Consider the following 23,449-nt stretch of genomic DNA (forward strand, 5'->3'; position numbering starts at 1 on the left):
CCGTAGGGTGTGCGACGTGGACGCAGGAGTGTTTTCGGAGCGCGGGCTGTTCGTCTGCTTCGAGGGCGGCGAGGGGGCAGGCAAGTCCACCCAGTCGCGACTGCTGCACGACTGGCTCGTCGAGCACGGCGCGACGGTGCTGCTCACCTTCGAGCCCGGCGACACCCCGGTCGGCAAGGAGCTGCGCCGGATCGTGCTCGACCCGGCCACCGGTGAGCTGTCCGACCGCACCGAGGCGCTCCTCTACGCCGCGGACAAGGCCGAGCACGTCGACCACGTCGTGCTGCCCGCCCTCGCGCGCGGTGAGGTGGTCATCACCGACCGCTACGTCGACTCGACCCTGGCCTACCAGGGGGCCGGTCGCACGCTCGACGTCGCCGAGGTCGAGGCCGTCGCCCGCTGGGCCACGCGCGACCTCCGCCCGCACCTGACCGTGGTGCTCGACCTCGAGCCCGAGACCGGCCTCGACCGCTTCACCGAGCGCGACCGCATCGAGGGGCAGTCGCTCGAGTTCCACCAGCGGGTGCGCCAGGGCTTCCTCGCCCTCGCCGCCGCCGATGCCGACCACTACCTCGTCCTCGACGCCCGCGAGCCGATCGAGGAGATCGCCGCAGCGATCCGCGCCCGCGTCGAGCCCCTGCTGGCGGCGGCTCGATGACCACCACCTCTGCCGCCGCCTCCACACGGTCGGTCTGGGACGGCCTCGTCGGCCAGCGGCCCACCATCGAGGTCCTCCAGCAGGCCGCCGCCGGCCACGGCATGACCCACGCCTGGCTGTTCACCGGGCCGCCGGGCTCGGGGCGCTCCAACGTCGCGCGCGCCTTCGCCTCCGCGCTGCAGTGCGAGCGGCGTACGGGCTGCGGCGCGTGCGAGGCCTGCCGGCTCGGCACGAGCGGCTCGCACCCCGACATCACCTGGGTGAGGTCCGAGACGTCCGTGCTCTACGTCAACGACATGCGCGACCTCGTCCAGTCGGCGGCGAAGTTCCCCGCGATCGGCCGCTGGCAGGTCGTCGTCATCGAGGACGCCGACCGTCTCGGCACCCCGGAGAACCCCCGCACCGGCAACGCGCTCCTCAAGGCCATCGAGGAGCCCACGCCCAGGACGGTGTGGCTGCTGTGCGCGCCGACCGTGCAGGACGTCCTGCCGACGATCAACTCGCGCTGTCGCACGCTGACGCTCGCCACGCCCGGCACCGAGGACGTCGCCGCCTTCCTGACCCGCAACGACGGCGTCTCGGAGACCGTGGCGAGCTTCGCGGCCCGCGCGAGCCAGGGCCACATCGGCCGGGCCCGCGCGCTGGCGCTCGACGAGGAGACGCGTACGCGCCGGCGCGAGGTGATCAGCATCCCCGCCCGGCTGACGTCCCTGGGCTCGTGCATGACGGCCGCCACCAACCTCGCCGAGCTCGCCAAGGAGGAGACCGAGGCGATCACGGCCGAGGCCGAGAGGCGCGAGCTCGACGAGCTGCAGGCGATCTTCGGCAGCGAGCGCAAGGACACCACCAGCCGGGCCTACCGCGCCGCGCTCAAGGGCCTGGAGGACCTGCAGAAGAAGAAGGCCAAGCGTCGCGTCCTCGACGTCATCGACCGTGCCCTGATGGACCTCGTGTCGGTCTACCGCGACGCCATCGCGGTGTCCGTGGGGGCGCCCGGGATGCTCGTCAACGAGGAGCTGCGCGGCGACGTCGCCGTCGTCGCGAGGGCGACCACCCCCGAGGAGCTGCTCCGGATGATCGACGCCGTCTTCACCGCCCGCGAGCAGATGCTGGAGTTCAACGTGCCGCCCCAGCTCGCGCTCGAGTCGATGACGGTCGCGCTGCGGCTGCCCGGGGGCCGCTGATGCGCAAGGCCCTCGCGCTCGTCGCCGTCTTCGCGCTCGCGCTGACCGCCTTCGTGGCGGTCGGCCTGGCCCTCCTGGAGCAGTCCTCGGACACCCCGCGCGCCGAGCCCACCCCGTCACCGACGACCCCGCCGCCGCCGTCGGTCACCCGGGCGCCCGACGCCGGCCTCACCGAGGCCTACGCCCAGCGCATCGACTGGCAGCCCTGCGAGGCGGACGAGGACCAGGACTGCGGCTTCCTCACCGTGCCCGTGGACTACAGCGAGCCGGAGGGCGAGACCATCGACCTGGCGCTGCTCCGGGTCCCGGCGAGCGGCGCCCGCGTCGGCTCGCTCGTGGTCAACCCCGGTGGTCCCGGGGCGCCCGGGACCTCGTACGCCTCCCTCAGCCGGCAGGTGTTCCGCGAACCCCTGCTGCAGGGCTACGACATCGTCGGCTTCGACCCCCGCGGCACCGGCCGGTCCGCGCCGGTCGACTGCCTCAGCGACGCCGAGCTCGACGACTACCTCGCCACCGACCCGAGCCCGGACACCCCCGCCGAGGTCGAGGACTACGAGTCCGGCGTGCTGTCCTTCGGCGAGAAGTGCGTCGTCAACTCGGGCCCCGTCGTGGGGCACGTGACCACGATCGAGGCCGCCCGTGACATGGACGTGCTGCGCTCGGCGCTCGGCGAGGAGCAGCTGGCCTACTTCGGCGCCTCCTACGGCACCAAGCTCGGTGCGACCTACGCCGAGCTCTTCCCCGACAAGGTCGGACGGTTCGTCCTCGACGGCGCGGTCGACGTCTCGATCAGCTCCGAGCAGCTCGGTCTCGAGCAGGCCGCGGGCTTCGAGACCGCGCTGCGCGCCTACGTCCAGAACTGCCTGGACTCCACCGACAACTGCTTCCTCGGCGACAGCGTCGACGAGGGCCTCGCCACGATCCGCGGTCTCCTCGACGACATCGACGAGCAGCCCCTGCCGGCCGGCGACCGTGAGCTCACCGTCGGCAACGCCTTCTACGGGATCATCACGCCGCTCTACAACCGCGACTACTGGTTCCTGCTCAGCACGGCGCTGGCGTCCGCCCTCGACGGCAAGGGCTCGGCGCTGATGAACCTCGCCGACGCCTACGCCTCGCGCAACCCCGACGGCAGCTATGCCGACAACTCTGTCGAGGCCAACTACGCCATCAACTGCCTCGACGACCCGGGCTCGGCGTCGTTCGACGAGGTCCCGTCGACCTACGCCGACTACGAGGAGGCCTCGCCGACGTTCGGCCGGGTGTTCGCGTGGAGCGCGACCGGGTGTCGCGGCATCGACGTCACGTCGAGCGAGGCCCCGCTGACGATCGAGGGCGCGGGTGCGGCGCCGATCCTGGTGCTGGGCACGACCCGTGACCCGGCGACGCCCTTCGAGTGGGCCGAGGCCCTCGCCGCCCAGCTCGACTCAGGGGTCCTGGTCGAGCGGGACGGCGACGGGCACACGGCCTACAACGCCGGCAACGCGTGCATCGACGAGGTCGTCGAGGACTACCTCCTCGCCGGCGACGTGCCGGCGGACGGCACGTCCTGCTGATCAGCCCTCGAGGGCCGCGTCGAGCGTGATCTCGACCCCGGTGAGCGCCTTGCTGACCGGGCAACCGGCCTTGGCCTTCTCGGCCGCGTCCTTGAAGCCCGCCTCGTCGAGGCCGTCGACCTCGCCGCGGACGGTCAGCAGGATGCCGGTCAGCTTGAAGCCGCCCGCGTCCTCGTCCGGGCCGAGGGTGACGTCGGCCTTGACCTCGAGCGCCTGCGGCGTGCCGCCGGCCTCGGCGATCAGGGCGGAGAACTGCATGGCGTAGCAGGCGGAGTGCGCCGCGGCGATGAGCTCCTCGGGGCTGGTCGTGCCGTCAGCGTCGTCGGCTGCGCGCTTGGGGAACGAGACGTCGTACGTCCCGACGCCCGAGCTGGTGAGCTCGACCTGGCCGGAGCCGTCCTGGAGTCCGCCGTTCCAGGCGGTGCGGGCGGAGCGAGTGGGCATCGTGTCTCCTCGGGTGTGTGGGTGTGACTGTCCTCCGAGCCAACCACAGGCTCCCTGATTTCAGTCCCGGCCAGCGCGCTCCGTATACTCGCCCGCGGTCCTCCGAGCGCTGCTCGGGGCCACGCCGCCTTAGCTCAGTCGGTAGAGCGAGTCACTCGTAATGACTAGGTCGTCGGTTCGATTCCGACAGGCGGCTCCGACTCCCCCGGGGACCCGAGACCCCGGGGGAGTCTCTGCGTCCGGGGGTCGGCTGTCGGTGCCGACTGGTAGACGTCGTGGGGTGAGTGACACAGCCCTGCCGTTGTTCGGCGAGGACGAGGGCACCGGCCGGGTCGGTGTCGACGACGGCTTCGCGACGGCCCACCGCTTCGCGCTCGACGCGCACTCCTGGGTCGAGCACGTGCCGGGCTGGTTGAGCGGCGCCGAGACCCTCTTCGAGGAGCTCCTCGCGGCGAGCGGCTGGGAGCAGCGCCGGCGATGGATGTACGGCGAGCACACGATCGAGCCACGCCTCACCGCCGAGCACCACGACCTGACGACCGCGCCACCGGCGCTGCAGGAGGCGGCGAGGGCGCTGACTGCGCACTACGGCGTGAGCTACGACCGCCTGTGGCTCAACCACTACCGCGACCACCGCGACAGCACGGGGTGGCACGGCGACGGCGCCTCGACGCGCAGGCGCGAGTGCATCGTCCCGGTGCTGAGCCTGGGCGCCTCGCGCCGTTTCCTCGTCCGGCCCACCGAGGGTGGGTCGAGCTCGACGTTCCGCCCACTGGCCGGTGACCTGGTCGTCATGGGTGGTCGTTGCCAGACGGACTGGCGGCACTGCGTGCCCAAGGAGACGTCGCCGACCGGCCCGCGGATCAGCGTGAACTTCGCCGCCTCGAGCCAGGCCCTGCCCGGCTGACCGGCTCACCCGGGTGGGGCGACCGTCGCCTCGCCCTCCGGGTCACCATCACGACGCGGAACGCCACGAAGCGCACCAGGCCGGTGCCGAGGTTGGCCGCGACGAGCACCGCCACCTCCTGCTGCCGTGTGGGCGCCTCGACCGTGGTCTCGAGCAGCCACAGGGAGCCGGCGGTCACGGCGAGGCTGAACCCGAGCAGCACGAGCCCGAGGGTCTGGTGGGTCACGGTGCCCTCGGACCCGCGGACGCGGAACGTGACCCGGCGGTGCGCGTAGGTGCCGACGATGGTCGACACGACGAGCGCGATCGCGTTGGCCGGCTGGGCGCTGAGCTCGATGCGGAGGAGGACGTACAGCAGGCCGTAGAGGACGTTGAGCGCCCCGCCGACGCACGCGAAGACGACCAGCTGGAGGAGGATGGTCCGCCAGCGCATGTGCCGACCCTACCCACCCGCCGTGGGGTGGCCGCGCCGGGACGGGTGTTGCGCATCGGGCAACGCGGAGCGTCGAGCGCAACAGCCTCTTGCCGGACCGGGCGTCGCGGACGCATCATCAGGGTGCCGCGACAACGGCGTCGGCGGCGGAGGGATCGCGATGACCATCAGCGTGTTCGACCTGTTCAAGGTCGGGATCGGTCCGTCCAGCTCCCACACGGTCGGGCCGATGAAGGCCGCGCACCTCTTCGCCGACGGGCTGCGCGCCGACGGCCTGCTCGACGACGTGGCCCGGGTGCACGTCGAGCTCTTCGGCTCCCTGGGAGCCACCGGGCACGGGCACGGCAGCGTGAAGGCGGTGGTCCTCGGGCTCGCGGGGGAGCAGCCGCACCTCGTCGACCCGGTCGCCGCCGACCCGATGGTCCAGGCGGTGCGCGACGGCGGCCGGCTCGAGCTGGCCGGCACCCGCACGATCGCCTTCGACGCCGACGAGGACGTCGTCATGCACCGGCGCAAGCGCCTGGAGTTCCACACCAACGGCATGGTCTTCCAGGCCCTGGACGCCGCGGGCGCCGAGCTGCGGCGCCGGGAGTACTACTCCGTCGGCGGCGGGTTCGTGCTCGACGAGGACGACCTCGGCAACCCGGTGGTCAAGGCCGACGACACCCCGGTGCCCTACCCCTTCACGACCGCCGACGAGCTGCTCGCCACCACCCGGGCGACCGGGCTGCGGATCAGCGACGTGATGCTCGCCAACGAGCTCGTGCGCCGCCCCGAGGACGAGGTCCGCCGCGAGCTGCTGGCCACCTGGCAGGTCATGCGGGAGTGCGTCGACCGGGGCAGCCGGACGCCCGGTGTGCTGCCGGGGGGCCTGAAGGTACGCCGCCGCGCGGCCGACCTGCGCGCGCGGCTCGAGGTCGAGTGGGCAGCCGGCGCCGCCGACCCGCTGGGCGCCATGGAGTGGGTGACGCTCTACGCCCTCGCCGTCAACGAGGAGAACGCCGCGGGCGGGCGCATCGTGACGGCGCCGACCAACGGCGCCGCCGGGATCGTGCCCGCGGTGCTCCTCTACTACCACCACTTCGTCCCCGGCGCCGACGAGGACGGCGTCGTCCGGTTCCTCCTCACCGCAGCCGCGATCGGGCTGCTCTTCAAGGAGAACGCCTCGATCTCGGGCGCCGAGGTCGGCTGCCAGGGCGAGGTCGGCTCCGCGTGCTCGATGGCAGCAGGCGGACTGGCCGAGGTCCTCGGCGGCACCCCCGAGCAGGTCGAGAACGCCGCCGAGATCGGCATCGAGCACAACCTGGGCCTCACCTGCGATCCCGTCGGCGGCCTCGTGCAGATCCCCTGCATCGAGCGCAACGCGGTCGCCTCGATCAAGGCCATCACCGCGGCGCGGATGGCGGTGCGCGGCGACGGGTCCCACCACGTCTCGCTCGACAAGGCGATCAAGACGATGCGGGACACCGGGCGCGACATGAAGGACAAGTACAAGGAGACGGCTCGCGGCGGCCTCGCGCTGAACGTCGTGGAGTGCTGAGCACCGATGCGCGTTGTGGCTGTCGCGTGGACGTCCGTTGTGGTAGCCGTGCTCGCCCGCTTCGTAGGCTCGACGACGTGCATGTGCTGGTGGTGGAGGACGACGGCGACTACGCGACCGCGCTCGCCCAGCTGTTCTCCGCGGCCGGGTTCGAGACGGAGTCCGTCGCGGACGGTGCGAGCGCGCTCACGCACGTCGACCGGGTCGAGACGCACCTGGTCATCCTCGACCTGATCCTCCCCGACCAGGACGGTCTCGACGTCTGCAGCGCGCTCCGCTCCCGCGGCTTCGAGGGCGGCATCGTGATCATGTCGGGACGGGGCGAGGAGCTCGACCTCGTCTCGGGCCTCGACGCCGGCGCCGACGACTACCTCGTCAAGCCGTGCTCGATCGCCGAGCTGCAGTCGCGCGTACGGTCGGTGCTGCGCCGCATCCACCGCACCTACGTCCCCACCGCGGAGGGGCCGCTGCGCGGCTCCCGGCTCGAGGTGGTCGACCACCACATCGCGTTCGGCGGCACCGAGATCGCCACCCGCGGCCGCGAGTTCGACGTGCTGGCGCTGCTGATCGAGGCACGCGGGCGCGTCGTGCTCCGCGAGACCCTGATGGACGAGGTGTGGGGTCCGGACTGGAACGGCTCGCAGATGGTGCTGCCCAGCGCCGTGGGCCGGATCCGCAGCCGGCTCGAGGCCGCCGGGGCGACCGAGCAGGTCGAGAACGTCCGCGGCGTCGGCTTCCGCCTCTCGCCCGCCTGAGCTCGCGCAGCGGACCCCGAGGGCGGCCCGGGCGCCCGCTTGCCTGACCGCCCGGGCCTCGGCGTCACTGCACTCGCGATTACGGCGACACCGTTCACGGCAGGTACCCGGATGCCGGGGTCGCATTCACGCGCCTCACCGGGAGGTAGGCCCGTGTCGGAGGTGCATGGCAGAGTTGTCGCGGGAGCATGACCGTCAGGGAGCAGAGGAACCATCAGTTGGCCGGCAATCGCACCACCACGACCCACTTCGCCCAGCTGGCCCGCGCGATGGGCGCCGCCGGGGCGGACGAGGACCGGCTGATGCTGGCGGTCGAGGCCGCCCTCGACCTCGTCGACGGCTGCACGCAGGCCGGGATCACCATCAACCGTGAGGGCGACTGCCAGACGCTCGCCGCGACGAGCGACGTGATGTCGTCGGTCAACAGCTGGCAGAACGAGCTCGCCCAGGGGCCGTGCCACGAGCCCGACCGCACCGAGGAGATCGTCGTCATCAGCGACCTCGCCCGCGACGAGCGCTGGCAGACATGGGGGCGGCGGGTCCACGACGAGCACGGGCTGCGTTCGACGATCTCGCTGCTCGTCTACTCCACCAAGGGCACCTACGGCACCCTGAGCCTGTACGCCGACCGCCCCGGCGCGTTCGACGGTGACGACCTCGCCACCGCCCAGGCCATCGCCGGCCACCTCGCGGTCTCGCTGGCCGCGAGCCGCGAGATCGACGGACTCCAGCTGGCCCTGTCGAGCCGCACGGTCATCGGGCAGGCCGAGGGCATCATCATGGAGCGGCTCTCGCTCGACGCCGACCAGGCGCTGGCCTACCTCAAGCGGGTCTCGTCGCAGACCAACCGCAAGCTCGTCGCGCTCGCGCTGAGCATCGTGGAGACCCGGGAGCTCCCCGAGGCCTGACGGTGCGGCTCAGCCGCCCAGCCGGTTGAGCACCGTCGTCATGTCGTCCTCGGTGTCGCTCCCGATCTTCTCGAAGACGATCTTCATGACGGGGTCGGCGATCTTCTTCGCCCCCTTGAGCTCGATCACCGCTTCGTAGGTGATCCGGCTGCCACCGGGCTGGTCGGGGCTCGGGACGACGGTCATCGTGTCGGTCGACGTGGCGGACTCGTTGCGCCCGACCAGCACGATCGTGTCGTCGGTGAGCTGCTCCAGGGTGTAGGTCAGCTCGGTGCTGACCCCGGCGATCTTCGAGACGTTGTGCCAGGTCGAGCCCACCTGCACCGGCCCGGAGTCGTTGCGGGTGCAGGACTCGGTGCCCGGGTCCCACTCCTCGGCGTGGCTGAAGTCCTTCAGGTAGTCCACCACGACGGCGGGCGCGGGACGGACGTCGAACGTGCGGCTCACTGTGGTCATGCCACGAACCTAGGCACGCCCCCGCCGCCACAGATCGCCCGAAGGGGTGCGGCGGCTGTGGCACATTGACGTCATGCCGTCCGAGTCGCCCGACCTCGCCCGCCTCCCGCACCTCGACGCGCACCTCGAGCGCTGCCTCGAGCTCGCCGAGCAGGCGCTCGACGCCGGCGACTCCCCGTTCGGGTCCGTCCTCGCCGACGCCTCCGGCGCCGTGCTGCGGACGGCGGTGAACCAGGAGCGCTCCCGCTCCGACGCGACCGCCCACCCCGAGCTCGAGCTCGCCCGGTGGGCCGCGGCGCACGTCCCGGCCGACGAGCGCGCGTCCTGCGTGGTCTACACCTCGGGCGAGCACTGCCCGATGTGCGCGGCCGGCCATGCATGGGTCGGGCTCGGCCCGATCGTCTACGCCGGATCGTCCGCGCAGCTGTCGCAGTGGCGCTCGGAGTGGGGCCTGCCCGCCTCGCCGGTCGCCCCCCTGCCGATCACCGAGGTGGCGCCGGGCGTACGCGTCCACGGTCCGGTCGCGCCGTACGACCAGCGGGTCCGCGCGCTGCACGAGCGCGGGCTCGGCGCCGGCTGACCTCAGCCGCCGAGGGTGCGCAGGTGCCGGCTGGCACCGGCGTACGTCTCCAGGAGGTCGGACGCGCGGCCGGCCTCGCGTGCATCGGCCCAGCGGTCGAGGGCGACGCGCACGGCCAGCCCGCTGGCCTCGATGGCAAGTCGCGGACCGAGGTCGTCGTCGAGCCCGAGCGCCGAGGTCACCCGGGCGACGAGGTCGTCCAACCGCCGGGCGTCGAGGGTCGCCGCCGCCTGGCGGAGGGCGGGCTCGGCGAGCATGAGGCGGCGGACCCGGAGCATCAGCCGGCCCGCCTCGCTCCGGCCGTCGTCGAACGCGGTGAGCACCTCGCGCCACACCTCCTCGAGCTGGTCGAGCAGCGGGCGTCCGGGCCCGATCTCGGCGAGCATCCGCTCCACGCGCTCGTCGAGCGCCACGTGCGGGACCAGGGCGGCCGCCTCCTTGGTGGCGAAGTAGCGGAAGAAGGTGCGAGGGGAGATCCCGGCCGCGCGGGCGATGTCGTCGACCGTCGTCCGGTCGACGCCCTGCCGCTCGAAGAGGTCGAGCGCGGCGTCGGCGATCTCGCGCTCGGTCTGGCGGCGACGGCGTTCGCGGAGGGCGGGCTCGGACACAGGGCTCAGCATAGGGAACAACGGCGCTCACCGCCTTGTTGGCAGTCACTGACACAATTCGACGACCGCCGAACGAGACGACAGGAACCACCGCGCAGTGACGACGACCGCCCCTCCCCTGACCAGCGACCTCGACGGGTCCCGCACCGGAGGCCACGGACGACTGGTGGCGCTCCTCGTCGCCTCGGCCTTCGTGGTGATCCTCAACGAGACGATCATGAGCGTCGCGCTGCCCGACCTGATGCGCGAGTTCGCGGTCGAGGCGACGACGGCGCAGTGGCTGACCACCGCGTTCCTCCTCACCATGGCCGTCGTCATCCCGGTCACCGGCTGGCTGCTCACCCGCTTCCCGCTGCGGGCGGTCTTCGTCGCGGCGATGGCCTCGTTCAGCCTCGGCACGCTCGTGGCGGCGACGGCGCCGGTCTTCCCGCTGCTCGTCACCGGCCGCGTCGTGCAGGCCGTCGGCACGGCGCTGATGATGCCGCTGCTGATCACCACCATCCTCAACGTCGTCGACGAGGACCGCCGCGGACAGATGATGGGCACGATCTCCATCGTCATCTCGGTGGCGCCGGCGATCGGCCCGACCGTGTCCGGCCTCGTGCTCGACCAGCTGTCGTGGCGGTGGATGTTCTGGATCGTGCTGCCGATCGCGCTCCTGTCCCTCGCCCTCGGCTCGGCCTGGGTGCGCAACGTGACCGAGCCCCGCGACGTGCCCGTCGACGTGGTCTCCGTCGTGCTGTCGGCGCTGGCCTTCGGCGGGCTGATCTACGGCCTCAGCAGCATCGGCGAGAGCGCGTCGGGTCACACCCCGGTCCCGGTCTGGGTGCCGCTCGTGCTCGGCGCGCTGGCCCTCGTCGCGTTCGTCACCCGCCAGCTCCGGCTCGGCGACCGGGCCCTGCTCGACCTGCGCGCGTTCCGCGTGCGCACCTTCACCGTCGCGGTGCTGCTGGTCGGCGTCAGCATGATGGCGCTCTTCGGCACCCTCATCCTGCTGCCGCTCTACCTCCAGAACGTCCTCGGCCTCTCCGTCCTCAACACCGGCCTCCTGCTCCTGCCCGGCGGTCTCACCATGGGCCTGCTCGCGCCCGTCGTCGGTCGCGTGTTCGACCGGGTCGGCCCGCGCCCCCTCGTCGCGCCCGGGGCCGCGATCGTCAGCGCCGCGCTGTGGGGCATGACGACGTACGACGTCGGCACGGGCCAGGCCACCGTCGTCGGGCTGCACGTGCTGATGAGCGTCGGGCTGGCGCTGATGTTCACCCCGCTGATGACCTCGGCGCTGGGCTCGCTGCCGCCGCTGCTCTACTCCCACGGCAGCGCGATCGTCTCCACGCTCCAGCAGGTCGCCGGTGCTGCCGGCACCGCGCTGTTCGTCACCGTCATGACGCGGGTGAGCGTCGCCCGCTCCGAGGACGGCGTCGCCCTCGTCGACGCGACCGCGGCCGGCATCCACGCCGCGCTCATGTACGGCGGCGCGATCTCCGCGGTCGCCGTGCTCGTCGCCCTGCTCGTACGCCGTCCCGTGGCAGCGCCTGCGCCCACGACCTGACCCTGCGAGGCTGTGCCCATGCCGGACACCGTCTTCACCCACGCCCGCATCTTCGACGGCTTCCGCTACCTCGGCGAGGTGGGTGACGTGCTCGTGCGCGACGGCCGGGTGGTGTCGCTCGGCGGGTCGGACCGCACGCCCGGCGCGGAGGTCGTCGACTGCGGCGGCACGCTGCTGCTCCCGGGCTTCACCGACGCCCACGTCCACCCGGTGCAGGGCGGGCTCGAGCGGCTGACCTGCGACCTGAGCGACCTACCGATCGACCGCGCGGCCTACCTCGCGCACGTGGGTGCGTACGCCGCGGCGCACCCGGACCTCGCCTGGGTGCAGGGCGGCGGCTGGGCGATGGCGGCGTTCCCCGGCGGCCTCCCGACCGCGGCCGACCTCGACACCGTCGTCGTGGACCGGCCCGCCGCACTGGTCAACCGCGACCACCACGGCATGTGGGTCAACACCCGGGCGCTGGCCGCCGCCGGGATCACCCGCGACACCCCGGACCCGGCCGACGGGCGGATCGAGCGCGACCCGGCGGGGGAGCCGACCGGCGTGCTGCACGAGGGTGCGATGGACCTGGTGCTGTCGGTGATGCCGGTGGCGGGCCCCGACGAGCTGTACGCCGGCCTGCTCGAGGGACAGCGCCACCTGCTCTCGATGGGCGTCACCGGCTGGCAGGACGCGATCGTCGGGGCGTACGCCGGGATGCAGGACACCGGTCCGACCTACCGTCGCGCCGCCGAGAACGGCGACCTCGTCGCGTCCGTCGTCGGCGCGCTGTGGTGGGAGCGCGAGCGCGGGCTGGAGCAGCTGCCCGAGCTCGTCGAGAAGCGCGAGGCCTACTCCCACGGGCGGTTCCGGGCCACGTCGGTCAAGATCATGCAGGACGGCGTCGCCGAGAACGGGACCGCGGCGCTCGTCGAGCCCTACCTCGACCGGTGCGGCCACGCGACGTCGAACTCGGGTCTCTCCTTCGTCTCCCCGGCCGTCCTGCCGGACATCGTCGCGGCCCTCGACGCGGAGGGCTTCCAGGTCCACTTCCACGGCCTCGGGGACCGGGGCGTGCGCGAGGCGCTCGACGCGCTCGTCGGCACCGAGCCGCTGCGCCGGCACCAGGTGGCGCACCTCCAGCTGGTCCATCCCGACGACGTGCCGCGCTTCGCCGAGCTCCAGGTCGTGGCCAACATCCAGGCGCTCTGGGCCTGCTACGACGAGCAGATGGTCGACCTCACCATCCCGTTCCTCGGCGAGGAGCGGGCCGCGCGGCAGTACCCCTTCGGCGACCTGCGCCGCGCCGGCGCCCGCCTGGTCGCCGGCAGCGACTGGCCCGTCAGCACCCCGAACCCCCTCGAGGCGGTCCACGTCGCGGTGCACCGGATGGCGTACGGGGAGCCCGGGCCTGCCGGGAGCGAGCCGTTCCTCCCCGATCAGGCGCTGTCGCTGGAGGTGGCCCTCGCGGCGTACACCTCCGGGTCCGCCTGGGTGTGCCACCGCGACGACGCGGGGATGGTCAAGCCGGGCGCCGTCGCGGACCTCGTGCTGCTGGACCGCGACCCCTTCGACGAGCCGGACGGGATCGGGGCGGCGCGGGTGGAGCGGGTATGGATCGACGGGACCGGGATCCTCTGACCCGCAGCCTCACTGCACGAAGCGGAAGAGCGGGCTCGTCGGCTCCACCAGCTCCACCCGGAGCGCGGAGTCGGCCATGCGACGCATCAGCGGCGCGTAGTCCTCACGCCGCTGGAGCTCGACGCCGACGAGGGCGGGGCCGGTCTCGCGGTTGGAGCGCTTGACGTACTCGAAGAGGGTGATGTCGTCGTCGGGGCCGAGCACCTCGTCGAGGAAGCGCCGCAGGGCGCCCGGCTCCTGGGGGAAGTCGACGAGGAAGTAGTGCTTGAGGCCCTCGTGGACCAGCGCCCGCTCGACCACCTCGGCATAGCGGCTGACGTCGTTGTTGCCGCCCGACAGCACGCACACGACGGTCGAGCCGGGGGCCAGGCCGAGCGGTGCGGAGAGGCGCAGCGCGGCCGGGGCGAGGGCGCCTGCGGGCTCGGCGATGATCCCGTCGGACTGGTAGAGGTCGAGCATCTCGACGCAGACGAGCCCCTCGGGCACGGCGAGCATCGTGGGCCGGCCGCGGTCGGCGGCGGCGTACGTCTCGCTGCCGACCCGCCGCACGGCGGCACCGTCGATGAAGCCGTCGAGGTCGGGCAGGTCGACGGGACCGCCGGCGTCGAGCGCCGCGGCCATCGAGGCCGCGCCGGCCGGCTCGGCGGCGAGCACGCGGGTGCCGGGGGACCGCTCGGCCAGGAGGGCGAGCACGCCGGCGAGCAGCCCGCCGCCGCCGACGGGGACGACGATCGCGTCCGGAGTCGCCGGCAGCTGGTCGAGCACCTCCGCCGCGACGGTGCCCTGCCCGGCGATGGTGCGCACGTCGTCGAAGGCCGGGACCGGGGTGGCGCCGCTGGAGAGGGCGTACGCGTGGGACAGGGCGGCCGCGTCGTCGTAGGTGTCGCCGTCGACGACGACGTCGACGAACTGCCCGCCCAGCGCGGCGATCCGCTCGCGCTTCTGCCGCGGCGTCGTGCGGGGCAGGTGGATGCGGGCGCGGACGCCGGTGCGCGAGCAGGCGAAGGCGACGCCCTGCGCGTGGTTGCCGGCGCTCGCGCAGGTGACGCCGGCGGACCGCTCCGCCTTTGAGAGCTGCACGACGAGGTTGTAGGCGCCGCGGGCCTTGTAGGAGCGGACGTCCTGGAGGTCCTCGCGCTTGAGCCAGACGTCGAGCCCGGTGAGCGCGGACAGCCGCGGCGAGCGGTGCAGGGGCGTACGCCCCACGACGCCCTCGAGGCGACCTGCGGCCGCCTCCACGTCCTGCGCGGTCACTGACATGGGACCCAGCCTGTCAGTTCGTGCGGAGAGCCTCGACCACGGCCCGCACCGCGGGCGACTCGGCCATCGACGCGCGGTGCACGACCGTGATCTCGCGCGACGGCACGGGCCGGTGGGCGGCGACGGCCACGACGTCGGGGGGCAGTGCGGAGCGTCCGAGCCGGGGGACGAGGGCGATCCCGAGGCCGGCGCCGACGAGGGCGAGATGGGAGTCGAACTCCATCGCCACGTGGGCGATGCGCGGCGCGCGTCCCGTGCCGTCGTACATCCGCAGCAGCCACTGCCGGCAGATCGACCCCTCGGGAGTGGCCACCCACGGCTCGTCGACGAGGTCGCGGGGCGAGACCCGCGTACGCCCGGCGAGGCGGTGGCCCCGCGGCACGACCACGTCCGCGACGTCGCGGGCGATGGTCACGCTGACGAGGTGGTCGGGGAGGTGGAGCGGCACGTCGCCCCACTGGTGCACGATGCCGAGGTCCTGCTGCCCGGCTGCCACCAGGTCGACGGTGTCCCACGGCTCGCGCTCGGTCAGCGTCAGCGAGAGCTCCGGGTGCTGGTCGAGGAGGTCGCGCACGGCCCCGGCGACCAGGCCGCGCATCGCGGTGGAGAACGCCGCCACGCGGAGCCGGCCGGTGACCCGGGCGGCGTCGCGCTGGAGCCCCGACTCGATCTCCTCGAGCTCGGTCAGCAGCCGGGCACCGTCGTCGACCAGGCGCCTCCCGTGCGCGGTGAGCATCACCCCGCGGCCCACCCGCTCGAGGAGCGCGACGCCGGTCTGCTTCTCCAGGCGCTTGACCTGCTGCGACACCGCGCTCGGGGTGAAGCCGAGGGAGTCGGCCGCGCCGACCACGCTTCCGCAGGTGTCGACGGCCCGCAGGCTGGTGAGGGCGGCGAGGTCGATCATGAAGCGATGCTACGCGATGAGGTATAAAAGGATTCGCTGGTGCTTCATGGTTCTCCAGTCGCAGACTGGGCGGGTGAACCTGCGCGACTCCCTCCTCGCTGCCCTCGTCGCCACGATCTGGGGCTTCAACTTCGTGGTCATCGACTGGGGCATGGACGACGTGCCCCCGCTGCTCTTCGTGGCCATCCGGTTCACCGCGGTCGTCCTGCCGGCCATCCTCCTCGTCCCGCGCCCCGACGCGCCGTGGCGGACCATCGCCGCGATCGGGGTGTTCATGTCGCTGGGGCAGTTCGCCTTCCTCTACCTCGCGATGGCCGCCGGCATGCCGCCCGGCCTGGCGGCCCTGGTGCTGCAGGCGCAGGTGGTCTTCACGATCGTCATCGCGGCCGGGGCGCTGCGCGAGGTCCCGACCCCCGTGCAGGTCGGTGGCGTCGTCATCGGCACGGCCGGGCTGGTCGTGGTCGGGCTGGGACGGGGCGGCCATGTCCCGCTGGCCGCCCTGGTGCTGTGCCTGGCGGGCGCACTGTCGTGGGGCGTCGGCAACGTCGTGGCCCGCGCGGCCAGGGTGCCGGGCGGCCTGTCGCTGACGGTGTGGTCGGCCCTCGTCGTCCCCGTACCGCTCCTGGTGCTGTCGCTCGTCGTCGACGGTCCCGGCGCGGTGACGGCCGCGCTGTCCGGCTTCTCCTGGCAGGCGGCGGTGTCGACCCTCTACACCGCCGGGCTCGCCTCGCTCGTCGGCTACGGCATCTTCAACGGCCTGCTCGTGCGCTGGCCGTCGAGCGCGGTCGTCCCGTGGGTGCTGCTCGCCCCCGTCGTCGCGATGGCCTCGGCGTGGGCCCTGCTCGGCCAGCGCCCCAACGCCGCCGAGCTGGGTGGCGGTGCGTTGCTGCTCGCGGGCGTGCTCGTGGCGCTGCGGCCGGCCCGGACCGCCACACGTGTCCGCGAAGCTGCCCTCGAACCGGTCCCGGAGAGGCAACGTGTCGGACACGTGTCCGGGGTCGGGCGCTAGCGTCAGGCGCATGACCTCTCGCCTCGCCGCGGTCCTGTGGGACATGGACGGCACCCTCATCGACAGCGAGCCGATCTGGATCGCGCAGCAGTTCGTCCTGGCCGAGCGGCACGGCGGCTCCTGGTCGCAGGAGCAGGGACTGGCACTCGTGGGGTCCGACATGCACGACACCGCGGTCGCGATGCAGGCGGCGGGGGTCGACCTCGAGGAGACCGAGCTCGTGGCGACGCTGGAGCGGGCGGTGATCGACTCCCTGCGCGACGACGTGCCGTGGCGTCCCGGGGCACGGGAGCTGATGGCCGCGCTGCACGCGGAGGGCGTCCCGCAGGCCATCGCCACGACCTCGTCCCACGAGATGGCCGCACTCGTCGCCGCGGCCGCGCCCGCGGGCTCGATCGGCGTGGTCGTCGGGGCGGAGGACGTGACGCGGACCAAGCCCTCGCCCGAGCCGTACCTCCGCGCGGCGGAGCTCCTGGGGGTGGCGGCCACCGACTGCGTGGCGGTGGAGGACTCGGCCAACGGCCTGCGGTCGGCCGTCGCGTCCGGCACGGCAGCCCTCGCGGTGCCCAACGACGCGGCGCTGCCGGAGGACGGCGACTTCACGACGTGGCCGACGCTCGCCGGCCGCACGGTCGACGACCTCCGCGCACTGCTGGGCTGAGCCGCGCGACGAGGCGGCCGGGACCAGCGGCCAGCCCCGCGGCACCTCAGGCGGAGGTGCGCGACCACCGCCGCTTCCTAGCGTCGGAGCGTGGACAAGATCGCCAACACCCTCCTCCTCGCGGTGACCCTCGTCGCCTCCGGCGTCGCCGCCTTCGCCTGCGACGTGCCCGGCGGCGGGGACGGGATCCTGCGACCGGCGGGGGAGCGTACGCCGGTGCAGGAGGCGGCCCGTCAGCTCGGCGAGGGGCTGCACGACAACGCCGCCATCGAGCGGCTCGACCCCGACCTCTTCGACGCGGTGCTCCGCGCCGCAGACGACGCGGAGGCCGACGGGGTGGACCTCCGCATCACCAGCGGGTGGCGGAGCAGGGCCCACCAGGAGCGGCTCTACGAAGAGGCCCTGGTGACGTACGGCAGCGCGGAGGAGGCGAGCCGGTGGGTCGCCTCCCCGGAGTCCTCGGCCCACGTCACCGGGGACGCGGTGGACATCGGCCCCACCGACGGCGCGATCTGGATGGGCCAGCACGGCGCGGCGTACGGCCTGTGCCAGACGTTCGCCAACGAGATCTGGCACTTCGAGCTGATGACCACCCCCGGTGGCCGGTGCCCACGGATGCTGCCGGACGGCAGCGCGGAGCGCTGAGGCGCGGGCGACGGCTAGCCTCGACGGCATGGCCCCCCGCATCGCGACGAACACCTCCGTCGGGCTCGACGAGCTGCTCGACTTCGTACGCCCGCGCCACCGCATGCTGCTGATCACGCGTCGCGCGGACGGCACCCCGCAGGCCTCGCCGGTGACGGGCGGCGTCGACGACGGTGGTCGCATCGTCGTCGCGACCTACCCCCAGCGCGCCAAGACGCGGAACGCCCGCCGGCGCCCCGAGGTCTCGGTCGTGGTGCTCTCCGACGAGTGGGACGACGCCTGGGTGCAGGTCGACGGCGACTGCGAGGTGCTCGACGCGACCGAGGGCGAGGAGGTGCTGGACGGCTTCGTGGAGTACTTCCGCACCATCGCCGGCGAGCACCCCGACTGGGACGAGTACCGCAGCGCGATGGTCGAGCAGGGCAAGTCCCTGCTGCGGATCACCCCGACCCGCTGGGGGACCGTGTCGACCGGCGGCTTCCCGCCGGAGGTCGCCGAGCGCGCCTGAGGGTTTCGGGCCGGCTGTCACGATGACTGGCATGCCGACCACCACGAAGGAGCCCGCCTGGGGGACGGCGGCCCTGCTCACCGGCGGCTTCGTGCTGGTGCTGTGGGTCCTGGAGGTCGTCGACGCGGCGACCGGCAACCCGCTCGACTCCTACGGCGTTCGGCCGCGGACCGAGGACGGCCTCGTCGGCATCCTGCTCGCCCCGGTCCTGCACTTCGGCTTCGACCACCTCGTCAGCAACACCGTCCCGGTGCTGGTCCTCGGCTTCCTCACCCTGATGACGGGGGTCGCGCGCGGGCTCGCAGCGACCGCGATCATCTGGGTCGTCGGGGGCCTCGGGGTGTGGCTTTTCGCCCAGCCCGGCAGCGTCCACGCCGGCGCCTCGATCCTGATCTTCGGATGGATCGTCTTCCTGGTCGTCCGCGGCTTCCTCAACCGCAACACCCTCGAGATCCTCATCGGCGTGGCGGTGTTCCTCCTCTACAGCAGCGTGCTGCTCGGAGTCCTCCCCGGCCAGCCCGGCGTCTCGTGGCAGGGGCACCTCTTCGGCGCGCTCGGCGGCTTCCTCGCCGCCCGGACGCTCACCACGCGGCGCGGTGAGGCGAGTGTCACGTACTGATCGGTAACGAACGCCGGACGCGGGCGAGGCCGACCTCCTAGCGTGCCGGGCATGCGCGCACTCGCCCTGCTCCTGGTCCTCCTGCCCACCCTCGCTGCCTGCTCCGGTGCGGACGGTCCGGAGGAGGGCGCCGGCAGCGCCGAGCAGGTCGCGCAGGCCCGCGACGAGGCCACCGCCGAGTGGCGCGCCGCGGTCGAGGCCGAGCTCGGGACGACGACGTACGACTTCGACGCGCTCCAGCAGGACGCGGCCGTCGACTGCATGCGTACGTCGGTGGCGGACTGGACCGTCGAGCTCGCCCTCAGCGGCGACACCTCCACCTCGGGGCTGACCCGCGTCGGGCTCGAGCACGCGTGCGACGACGTCGTGGCGGCCTTCGACGAGGCAGTGGCCGCCGTGGAGGGCGCCGCCGACCCCCTCGACCTCGTGTGCGACCCGGGGGTCGAGCTGTCCGCGGCGACCGCGCCCACCGCCGAGCTGGCCTGCGCCAACCGCTAGCCGGATCGCCGGTCGGACGCCGGCTGCGGGTCGGGGATCGTGTCGGGGAGGTCGCGGACCGGCATCACGACGACGTCGTGCACCTTCCAGTCCAGGCCGCGCAGCACGTCGACCGCCTCCTCGAGCTGCTCGAGGGACGGCGGGCGGCCCGTCGCCGACCGTACGAACGCCTCCACGTGGAAGACGTGGCCCTGGTCGCGCACGCGGCTGCGACTGTCGCGCACCCACGGCAGCCGGCCGAGCGCGACGTCGACCTCGCGCGTCAGCGGGTGGGGGTGCTCGTCGTCGTAGGTCCGGGCGCGCTGGTCCATCAGGGCGGTCGAGGCGTAGTGCAGGTTCCTCCAGCCGTCCCGCACGATCGACAGCGAGATCAGCAGGGCCGCGCCGGAGTCGGCCCACCACCAGCCGATGCCGATGCCGACGACGCCGGCGATGGTGCCGGCGGCGGTCATCCAGTCGGCCTTCTGCATGTCGGCGTCGGCGAAGAGCACCTTGTCGTGCAGCTCCTCGGCGAGCGGCAGCTTCATCCGGCCGAGGACGATCGGACCGATGCCGGTGTAGACCATGGCGGCGACCATCAGCCAGCCGGCCCAGAACGTGTGGCCCAGCAGGTGGACCGTCCCGATCGGCGGGTGCTCGGCGCGCAGCAGGCTGGTCGCGGAGTCCTCGATGAGGAGCAGGCCGACGGCGAGCAGGGCGACCGCGGCGGTCAGGTGGCCGATGCCGGTCGAGCGGTGGAAGCCGTAGGGGTGGTCCGCGGTGGGGCGCCGCCGGCCGGCACGCACGGCCACCAGGAAGGCGATCGGCGGCACGAGCGCGAGGCTGTCCTCGACCCACGCGGTCTTCATGGCCTGCGAGCTGCCGGCGGTCGCGAAGACCACGGCGACGCAGGTGAGCATGTAGGCGATGGTCACGACCTCGAGCCGCTTCGCGCGGCGCAGGGCGCGCGCCTGCGGGGCCGGCAGCTCGACGTGGCCGAACCGGTGGCGCGAGCCTCCCGACGGCTCGCCCGGCTCGCCCGGCTCGCCCGGCTCGCCCGGCGCGCCCGGCTCGCCCGGCGTGCTCACGCGCCACCGCCGTGGGCGTCGAGCCAGCGCTCGAGCTCGGACTGCAGGGCGTTCTCGCCCATCGGCACCATCATCACGTGCGTGGAGGTGTACGCCCGGGTGAGGCCGACCTCGTCCACCCAGGCGTTGTCCTCGGTGAAGCCGCCGACGGCGACGTCGATCTCGCCCTCGTCGAGCATCCGCACGAGCTCCTCCTCGCCCGCGACCGTCCACTCCACCTCGGCGCCGAGGTCGTCGGCGAAGCGCGTGACGAGCTCGGGCTCCCGACCGCCGGGGTCGCCGCCGTCGAGGTCGACCCACCCGGCCCGCGGGGACGCGCCGGCGCGCAGCACCCCCTCGGTCCGCACGTGGTCGAGCGTGCCGTCCGGGTCGGTGGGGATCGACAGCCCGCAGCCGCCCAGCAGCAGTGCTGCCAGGACGATCGAGACCTGCCGGACCGCGTGCACGCCTACTCCTCGGACCGCCGCACCAGCGGGCGCGTGGCCGGCCCCTCGAGCACCTCGCCGTCGGCGGCGAAGCGGGACCCGTGCAGCGGACAGTCCCACGTCTCCTCGGCGTCGTTCCACTTCAGCAGCCCGCCCAGGTGGGTGCAGATCCCGACGACACCGCAGGAGCGAGCCGGCGCGGGACCGCTGCTGCCGGGCAGCCGCTCGCGCACCGTGCGCGCCGCGCCGGCCGCGAGCGCAGCACCGACGCCGAGGTTGATCCGGGCGATCTCGCCCGCGTTCGACGGCGTCGTGCTCCGCCCGGCCAGCACCTGCGCCCACGACGGCGCCTCCCCGAGGATGTCGGCGGAGATGGTCCGGGCGGCGACCACGGCGTTGGTCATGCCCCACTTCTCGTAGCCGGTGGCGACGTGGATCCGCTCGCTCCCGCGGGTGACGGGTCCGACGTAGGGCACCCCGTCGGGGCTGCTGTAGTCCTGCGCCGACCAGTGATGGGTCTCGCTCGTCCCCGGGTAGTGCTCGGCGGTCCAGGACCGGAGCGCGTCGAGGTGTGCGAGGTGGGAGTCCGTACGCCCGACGACGTGGCCCGCGCCGCCCACGACGAGGGCCCCACCCGGAGCGTCGCGCACGGAGCGCGCGTCCGACCCGGCCGATAGGTACATCCCGTCCATCGGCTCGGCGCCCTCCAGGGCGAGCACGTAGGACCGTTGCGGCTCGAGGCGGGCGAAGTGCAGCCCGCGGTCGAGGATCGGCGTGCCCGTCGCGAGCACCAGCCGGTCGGCGGTCAGCTCCCGGCCGTCCTCGAGCCGCACCGTGGGCCGTCCGCCCTTGGACACCGAGCGGACCCGGTGGCCCTGGTGGAGGGTGCCGCCGTGCTCGCGCAGCTGCGCGGCGAGCGCGCCCAGCACGTCCATCGCGTCGAGCTGTGCCTGGTCCGCCAGGGTCGTCGCGGCGACGTGGGGGAACGGCACGTCGAGCCGGTCGCGCCACACCACCGGCAGGCCGAGGGAGTCCGCCGCCCGGTGCTCCTGCTCGACCGACGACAGCTCGCCGTCGTCTGCGGCGTACGTCACCGCGGTCCGGCGCTGGTAGGGGACGCCGTGGTCGTCGCAGAAGCGCAGGAGCCACTCCATGCCCTCGCGGTTGGCGTCGACGTAGGCCGCGGCGACCTCCTCGGACTGGTGGCGCCGGATGCGGGACAGGTGCGTGCCCTGCAGCAGCGACACCTTGCCGGTCGTGCGCCCGGTGGTGACCGCGCCGACCCGGCGGGCCTCCACGCAGGCCACCCGCTGGCCCGCGCGGGCCAGCAGCAGCGCGGTCGTCAGCCCCGTCAGGCCGGCGCCGACGACGAGCGCGTCGAGGTGCTCGTCCTCGCCCGGCAGGGGCTCGTCGACGACCGGCACGGCGCGGTCGATCCACAGCGAGGTCATGCGGTGTCCTCCTCGGCGTCGGCGTCGGCGTCCGCGTCGGCCTCGGCTCGGGCCGTCGGCTCGTCGGGCCGGTTCACCGGGTCGGTGTCGAGGTGGGTCTGGGGGTCGTCGTGGGGCCCGTCCGTGCCGGTGCGCTGGCTCATCTCTCGTCTCCTTCGTCGGGGGAGCAGGACAGCGACCCGTACCCAGGCACGGCGGTGTGCAGTCGGGGGTGCATGCATCTGCCCCGCAGGGGTACAGCGACTGCACGCCGGGATCGCTCAGCGCCTCCCGGCGGGCAAGCCGCGGGACCCGCCGGTCCTCTCCTCCCGTACGCCGTGCGAGGTGGGTCCGGCGGGTTCCGCACCATCACGTCGGCTCCCACCTCCTCCTCGGCTCGCAGGTGCCGGCCGAGCTCGCGGACCTCGGGGTGGGCGGGGCGCCTACCCCGCCGGCCGACCCACGTCGCGGGTTCGGCCGGGGTTCAGTCCGACCGCAGCGGCGCGCCCTCGAGGCTGTCGAGCAGGTCGCGCGGGCCGTCGTACACCCGGGTGGCGCCCGCGGCCGTCAGGCGCTCGGTGTCGATGCCGCCGCTGCGCAGGCCGAGGGCCGTCGCGCCCGCCGCCCGCGCCGCCAGCGCGTCCCAGGTGGCGTCACCCAGCACGACGGCCGCACCGCCTCCGGCCCGCTCGACGGCGAGCTGCACGGAGTCCGGGGCGGGCTTGCTCGCCGTGTCGTCCGAGCCCGTGACGACCGCCGTGAGGTGCCGGCGCACGTCGACGAGGTCGAGCAGGTCGTCCACGAGGTCGGCCTCCGACGAGCTGGCCAGGACGAGCCGGTGACCGTGCGCGGCGAGCGCCTCGACCAGCTCGGAGGCCCCGTCGAGCCCGCAGACCGAGCGCAGGGCGCTCCGGAAGTAGTCGTCGTGCAGCTTGCGCACGTCGTCGCCGACGGCCGCCTCGGCGGGGTCGCCCGCGACGTGGGAGACCAGCCGGTCCCCGCCCATCCCGATCGCCTCGTGGATGCGCGTCGCGCTGACGTGGAGTCCGACGTCGTGGAAGGCGGCGTGCCAGGCGGAGACGTGCTCGTAGACCGAGTCGACGAGGGTCCCGTCCAGGTCGAGCACGACGACGGGTCGCGTGGAGTGATCAGCAGGCATGGGAGGACGTACCCCGGCCCGGAGGGCGGCATGCGCGGGCCCGATCGCCCCGGCGGGTGTGGT

27 protein-coding genes and 1 tRNA gene are annotated in these 23,449 nt (G+C 73.5%); 17 read left to right on the forward strand and 11 right to left on the reverse strand.

Annotation, left to right across the window (positions count from 1 at the left end):
* The first annotated feature begins 16 nt into the window (after positions 1-16).
* From tmk to F4692_RS09200, 3 genes are read left to right on the forward strand one after another with little or no spacing between them, the layout of a single operon-like run.
* Positions 17-658, forward strand: a complete 642-nt coding sequence (gene tmk / locus F4692_RS09190; protein WP_179619379.1) for a dTMP kinase — start codon at positions 17-19, stop codon at positions 656-658.
* On the forward strand, positions 655-1,842 hold the full coding sequence (locus tag F4692_RS09195) for a DNA polymerase III subunit delta' (RefSeq protein WP_179619380.1): 1,188 nt from the start codon (positions 655-657) through the stop codon (positions 1,840-1,842). Before tmk ends, F4692_RS09195 begins: the two co-directional genes overlap by 4 nt.
* Positions 1,842-3,398 (forward strand): alpha/beta hydrolase, encoded by a 1,557-nt coding sequence (locus F4692_RS09200; RefSeq protein WP_179619381.1) that lies wholly within the window; start codon positions 1,842-1,844, stop codon positions 3,396-3,398. The genes F4692_RS09195 and F4692_RS09200 overlap by 1 nt, the downstream gene beginning before the upstream one ends.
* Here F4692_RS09200 and F4692_RS09205 read toward each other — a convergent pair whose 3' ends face one another.
* Complete coding sequence (locus F4692_RS09205; RefSeq protein WP_179619382.1) at positions 3,399-3,842, reverse strand: OsmC family protein; 444 nt, start codon at positions 3,840-3,842, stop codon at positions 3,399-3,401.
* Positions 3,843-3,965: 123 nt separating this feature from the next.
* Between F4692_RS09205 and F4692_RS09210 the strand changes: the two genes are divergently transcribed.
* Positions 3,966-4,038: transfer RNA gene (locus F4692_RS09210), tRNA-Thr, on the forward strand.
* A gap of 84 nt (positions 4,039-4,122) precedes the next feature.
* The gene (locus F4692_RS09215; RefSeq protein WP_179619383.1) at positions 4,123-4,749 is read left to right on the forward strand and encodes an alpha-ketoglutarate-dependent dioxygenase AlkB; all 627 of its coding nucleotides are present in this window, start codon (positions 4,123-4,125) and stop codon (positions 4,747-4,749) included.
* Here F4692_RS09215 and F4692_RS09220 read toward each other — a convergent pair.
* A complete protein-coding gene (locus tag F4692_RS09220) occupies positions 4,706-5,182 on the reverse strand; it encodes a GtrA family protein (protein ID WP_179619384.1) in 477 nt (158 codons plus the stop codon). The two genes, F4692_RS09215 and F4692_RS09220, sit on opposite strands and share 44 nt — an antisense overlap.
* Before the next feature lie 154 nt (positions 5,183-5,336).
* Here F4692_RS09220 and F4692_RS09225 point away from each other — a divergent pair, with 154 nt between their 5' ends.
* The 3 genes from F4692_RS09225 (at position 5,337) to F4692_RS09235 (ending at position 8,385) form a co-directional block, all read left to right on the forward strand.
* The gene (locus tag F4692_RS09225) at positions 5,337-6,722 is read left to right on the forward strand and encodes an L-serine ammonia-lyase (RefSeq protein WP_475118564.1); all 1,386 of its coding nucleotides are present in this window, start codon (positions 5,337-5,339) and stop codon (positions 6,720-6,722) included.
* A 77-nt stretch (positions 6,723-6,799) separates the two neighbouring features.
* Positions 6,800-7,477 (forward strand): response regulator transcription factor, encoded by a 678-nt coding sequence (locus F4692_RS09230; protein ID WP_308645231.1) that lies wholly within the window; start codon positions 6,800-6,802, stop codon positions 7,475-7,477.
* Positions 7,478-7,695: 218 nt separating this feature from the next.
* Positions 7,696-8,385, forward strand: a complete 690-nt coding sequence (locus tag F4692_RS09235; RefSeq protein WP_179619386.1) for a GAF and ANTAR domain-containing protein — start codon at positions 7,696-7,698, stop codon at positions 8,383-8,385.
* 9 nt (positions 8,386-8,394) lie between these two features.
* Here F4692_RS09235 and F4692_RS09240 read toward each other — a convergent pair whose 3' ends face one another.
* Positions 8,395-8,841 (reverse strand): SRPBCC family protein, encoded by a 447-nt coding sequence (locus tag F4692_RS09240; protein WP_179619387.1) that lies wholly within the window; start codon positions 8,839-8,841, stop codon positions 8,395-8,397.
* 73 nt (positions 8,842-8,914) lie between these two features.
* Here F4692_RS09240 and F4692_RS09245 point away from each other — a divergent pair, with 73 nt between their 5' ends.
* Positions 8,915-9,421, forward strand: a complete 507-nt coding sequence (locus F4692_RS09245; RefSeq protein WP_179619388.1) for a nucleoside deaminase — start codon at positions 8,915-8,917, stop codon at positions 9,419-9,421.
* A gap of 2 nt (positions 9,422-9,423) precedes the next feature.
* On the opposite strand, the gene F4692_RS20700 is transcribed toward F4692_RS09245, so the two are convergent.
* Positions 9,424-10,029, reverse strand: a complete 606-nt coding sequence (locus tag F4692_RS20700) for a TetR family transcriptional regulator (protein WP_218858371.1) — start codon at positions 10,027-10,029, stop codon at positions 9,424-9,426.
* Between the two features lie 97 nt (positions 10,030-10,126).
* Here F4692_RS20700 and F4692_RS09255 point away from each other — a divergent pair, with 97 nt between their 5' ends.
* Both F4692_RS09255 and F4692_RS09260 read left to right on the forward strand, forming a co-directional pair.
* The gene (locus F4692_RS09255; protein WP_179619389.1) at positions 10,127-11,578 is read left to right on the forward strand and encodes a DHA2 family efflux MFS transporter permease subunit; all 1,452 of its coding nucleotides are present in this window, start codon (positions 10,127-10,129) and stop codon (positions 11,576-11,578) included.
* Positions 11,579-11,596: 18 nt separating this feature from the next.
* Positions 11,597-13,201 (forward strand): amidohydrolase, encoded by a 1,605-nt coding sequence (locus F4692_RS09260; RefSeq protein ID WP_179619390.1) that lies wholly within the window; start codon positions 11,597-11,599, stop codon positions 13,199-13,201.
* 9 nt (positions 13,202-13,210) lie between these two features.
* On the opposite strand, the gene ilvA is transcribed toward F4692_RS09260, so the two are convergent.
* Both ilvA and F4692_RS09270 read right to left on the reverse strand, forming a co-directional pair.
* On the reverse strand, positions 13,211-14,461 hold the full coding sequence (gene ilvA, locus F4692_RS09265) for a threonine ammonia-lyase IlvA (RefSeq protein ID WP_179619391.1): 1,251 nt from the start codon (positions 14,459-14,461) through the stop codon (positions 13,211-13,213).
* A gap of 13 nt (positions 14,462-14,474) precedes the next feature.
* Positions 14,475-15,365, reverse strand: coding sequence for a LysR family transcriptional regulator (locus F4692_RS09270; RefSeq protein WP_179619392.1), 891 nt, complete (start codon positions 15,363-15,365; stop codon positions 14,475-14,477).
* Positions 15,366-15,438: 73 nt separating this feature from the next.
* Between F4692_RS09270 and F4692_RS09275 the strand changes: the two genes are divergently transcribed.
* From F4692_RS09275 to F4692_RS09300, 6 genes are all read left to right on the forward strand, one after another.
* On the forward strand, positions 15,439-16,374 hold the full coding sequence (locus F4692_RS09275; protein ID WP_179619393.1) for an EamA family transporter: 936 nt from the start codon (positions 15,439-15,441) through the stop codon (positions 16,372-16,374).
* A 10-nt stretch (positions 16,375-16,384) separates the two neighbouring features.
* Positions 16,385-17,035: an HAD family hydrolase gene (locus F4692_RS09280; protein WP_179619394.1), complete on the forward strand. Its 651-nt coding sequence runs from the start codon at positions 16,385-16,387 to the stop codon at positions 17,033-17,035.
* Positions 17,036-17,125: 90 nt separating this feature from the next.
* Positions 17,126-17,680, forward strand: coding sequence for a M15 family metallopeptidase (locus F4692_RS09285; protein ID WP_218858373.1), 555 nt, complete (start codon positions 17,126-17,128; stop codon positions 17,678-17,680).
* Positions 17,681-17,708: 28 nt separating this feature from the next.
* A complete protein-coding gene (locus F4692_RS09290; protein ID WP_179619395.1) occupies positions 17,709-18,188 on the forward strand; it encodes a PPOX class F420-dependent oxidoreductase in 480 nt (159 codons plus the stop codon).
* A 31-nt stretch (positions 18,189-18,219) separates the two neighbouring features.
* Positions 18,220-18,807 (forward strand): rhomboid family intramembrane serine protease, encoded by a 588-nt coding sequence (locus F4692_RS09295; RefSeq protein ID WP_218858374.1) that lies wholly within the window; start codon positions 18,220-18,222, stop codon positions 18,805-18,807.
* A 51-nt stretch (positions 18,808-18,858) separates the two neighbouring features.
* The gene (locus F4692_RS09300) at positions 18,859-19,305 is read left to right on the forward strand and encodes a hypothetical protein (RefSeq protein ID WP_179619397.1); all 447 of its coding nucleotides are present in this window, start codon (positions 18,859-18,861) and stop codon (positions 19,303-19,305) included.
* Here F4692_RS09300 and F4692_RS09305 read toward each other — a convergent pair.
* The 5 genes from F4692_RS09305 to F4692_RS09325 all read right to left on the reverse strand — a co-directional run bounded on the left by F4692_RS09305 (position 19,302) and on the right by F4692_RS09325 (position 23,386).
* A complete protein-coding gene (locus tag F4692_RS09305) occupies positions 19,302-20,372 on the reverse strand; it encodes a cation efflux transmembrane domain-containing protein (protein ID WP_218858375.1) in 1,071 nt (356 codons plus the stop codon). The two genes, F4692_RS09300 and F4692_RS09305, sit on opposite strands and share 4 nt — an antisense overlap.
* Positions 20,369-20,818, reverse strand: a complete 450-nt coding sequence (locus tag F4692_RS09310) for a transporter substrate-binding domain-containing protein (protein WP_179619398.1) — start codon at positions 20,816-20,818, stop codon at positions 20,369-20,371. The genes F4692_RS09305 and F4692_RS09310 overlap by 4 nt, the downstream gene beginning before the upstream one ends.
* A 2-nt stretch (positions 20,819-20,820) precedes the next feature.
* A complete protein-coding gene (locus tag F4692_RS09315) occupies positions 20,821-22,248 on the reverse strand; it encodes an FAD-dependent oxidoreductase (RefSeq protein ID WP_179619399.1) in 1,428 nt (475 codons plus the stop codon).
* Positions 22,245-22,391: a hypothetical protein gene (locus F4692_RS09320; RefSeq protein ID WP_179619400.1), complete on the reverse strand. Its 147-nt coding sequence runs from the start codon at positions 22,389-22,391 to the stop codon at positions 22,245-22,247. The genes F4692_RS09315 and F4692_RS09320 overlap by 4 nt, the downstream gene beginning before the upstream one ends.
* A 320-nt stretch (positions 22,392-22,711) precedes the next feature.
* Entirely contained in the window at positions 22,712-23,386 is a 675-nt protein-coding gene (locus F4692_RS09325; RefSeq protein WP_179619401.1) for an HAD family hydrolase, read from the reverse strand.
* Positions 23,387-23,449: the final 63 nt, after the last annotated feature.

It is taken from the genome of Nocardioides cavernae (assembly GCF_013410035.1).
GTDB lineage: Bacteria > Actinomycetota > Actinomycetes > Propionibacteriales > Nocardioidaceae > Nocardioides > Nocardioides cavernae_A.

Coding starts and splice junctions, on each gene's coding strand:
- F4692_RS09195 (WP_179619380.1), top strand. CDS start 655: ATGACCACCACCTCTGCCGCCGCCTCCACACGGTCGGTCTGGGACGGC.
- F4692_RS09200 (WP_179619381.1), top strand. CDS start 1,842: ATGCGCAAGGCCCTCGCGCTCGTCGCCGTCTTCGCGCTCGCGCTGACC.
- F4692_RS09205 (WP_179619382.1), bottom strand. CDS start 3,842: ATGCCCACTCGCTCCGCCCGCACCGCCTGGAACGGCGGACTCCAGGAC.
- F4692_RS09220 (WP_179619384.1), bottom strand. CDS start 5,182: ATGCGCTGGCGGACCATCCTCCTCCAGCTGGTCGTCTTCGCGTGCGTC.
- F4692_RS09240 (WP_179619387.1), bottom strand. CDS start 8,841: ATGACCACAGTGAGCCGCACGTTCGACGTCCGTCCCGCGCCCGCCGTC.
- F4692_RS09245 (WP_179619388.1), top strand. CDS start 8,915: ATGCCGTCCGAGTCGCCCGACCTCGCCCGCCTCCCGCACCTCGACGCG.
- F4692_RS09260 (WP_179619390.1), top strand. CDS start 11,597: ATGCCGGACACCGTCTTCACCCACGCCCGCATCTTCGACGGCTTCCGC.
- ilvA (WP_179619391.1), bottom strand. CDS start 14,461: ATGTCAGTGACCGCGCAGGACGTGGAGGCGGCCGCAGGTCGCCTCGAG.
- F4692_RS09270 (WP_179619392.1), bottom strand. CDS start 15,365: ATGATCGACCTCGCCGCCCTCACCAGCCTGCGGGCCGTCGACACCTGC.
- F4692_RS09280 (WP_179619394.1), top strand. CDS start 16,385: ATGACCTCTCGCCTCGCCGCGGTCCTGTGGGACATGGACGGCACCCTC.
- F4692_RS09290 (WP_179619395.1), top strand. CDS start 17,709: ATGGCCCCCCGCATCGCGACGAACACCTCCGTCGGGCTCGACGAGCTG.
- F4692_RS09295 (WP_218858374.1), top strand. CDS start 18,220: ATGCCGACCACCACGAAGGAGCCCGCCTGGGGGACGGCGGCCCTGCTC.
- F4692_RS09300 (WP_179619397.1), top strand. CDS start 18,859: ATGCGCGCACTCGCCCTGCTCCTGGTCCTCCTGCCCACCCTCGCTGCC.
- F4692_RS09315 (WP_179619399.1), bottom strand. CDS start 22,248: ATGACCTCGCTGTGGATCGACCGCGCCGTGCCGGTCGTCGACGAGCCC.
- F4692_RS09320 (WP_179619400.1), bottom strand. CDS start 22,391: ATGAGCCAGCGCACCGGCACGGACGGGCCCCACGACGACCCCCAGACC.
- F4692_RS09325 (WP_179619401.1), bottom strand. CDS start 23,386: ATGCCTGCTGATCACTCCACGCGACCCGTCGTCGTGCTCGACCTGGAC.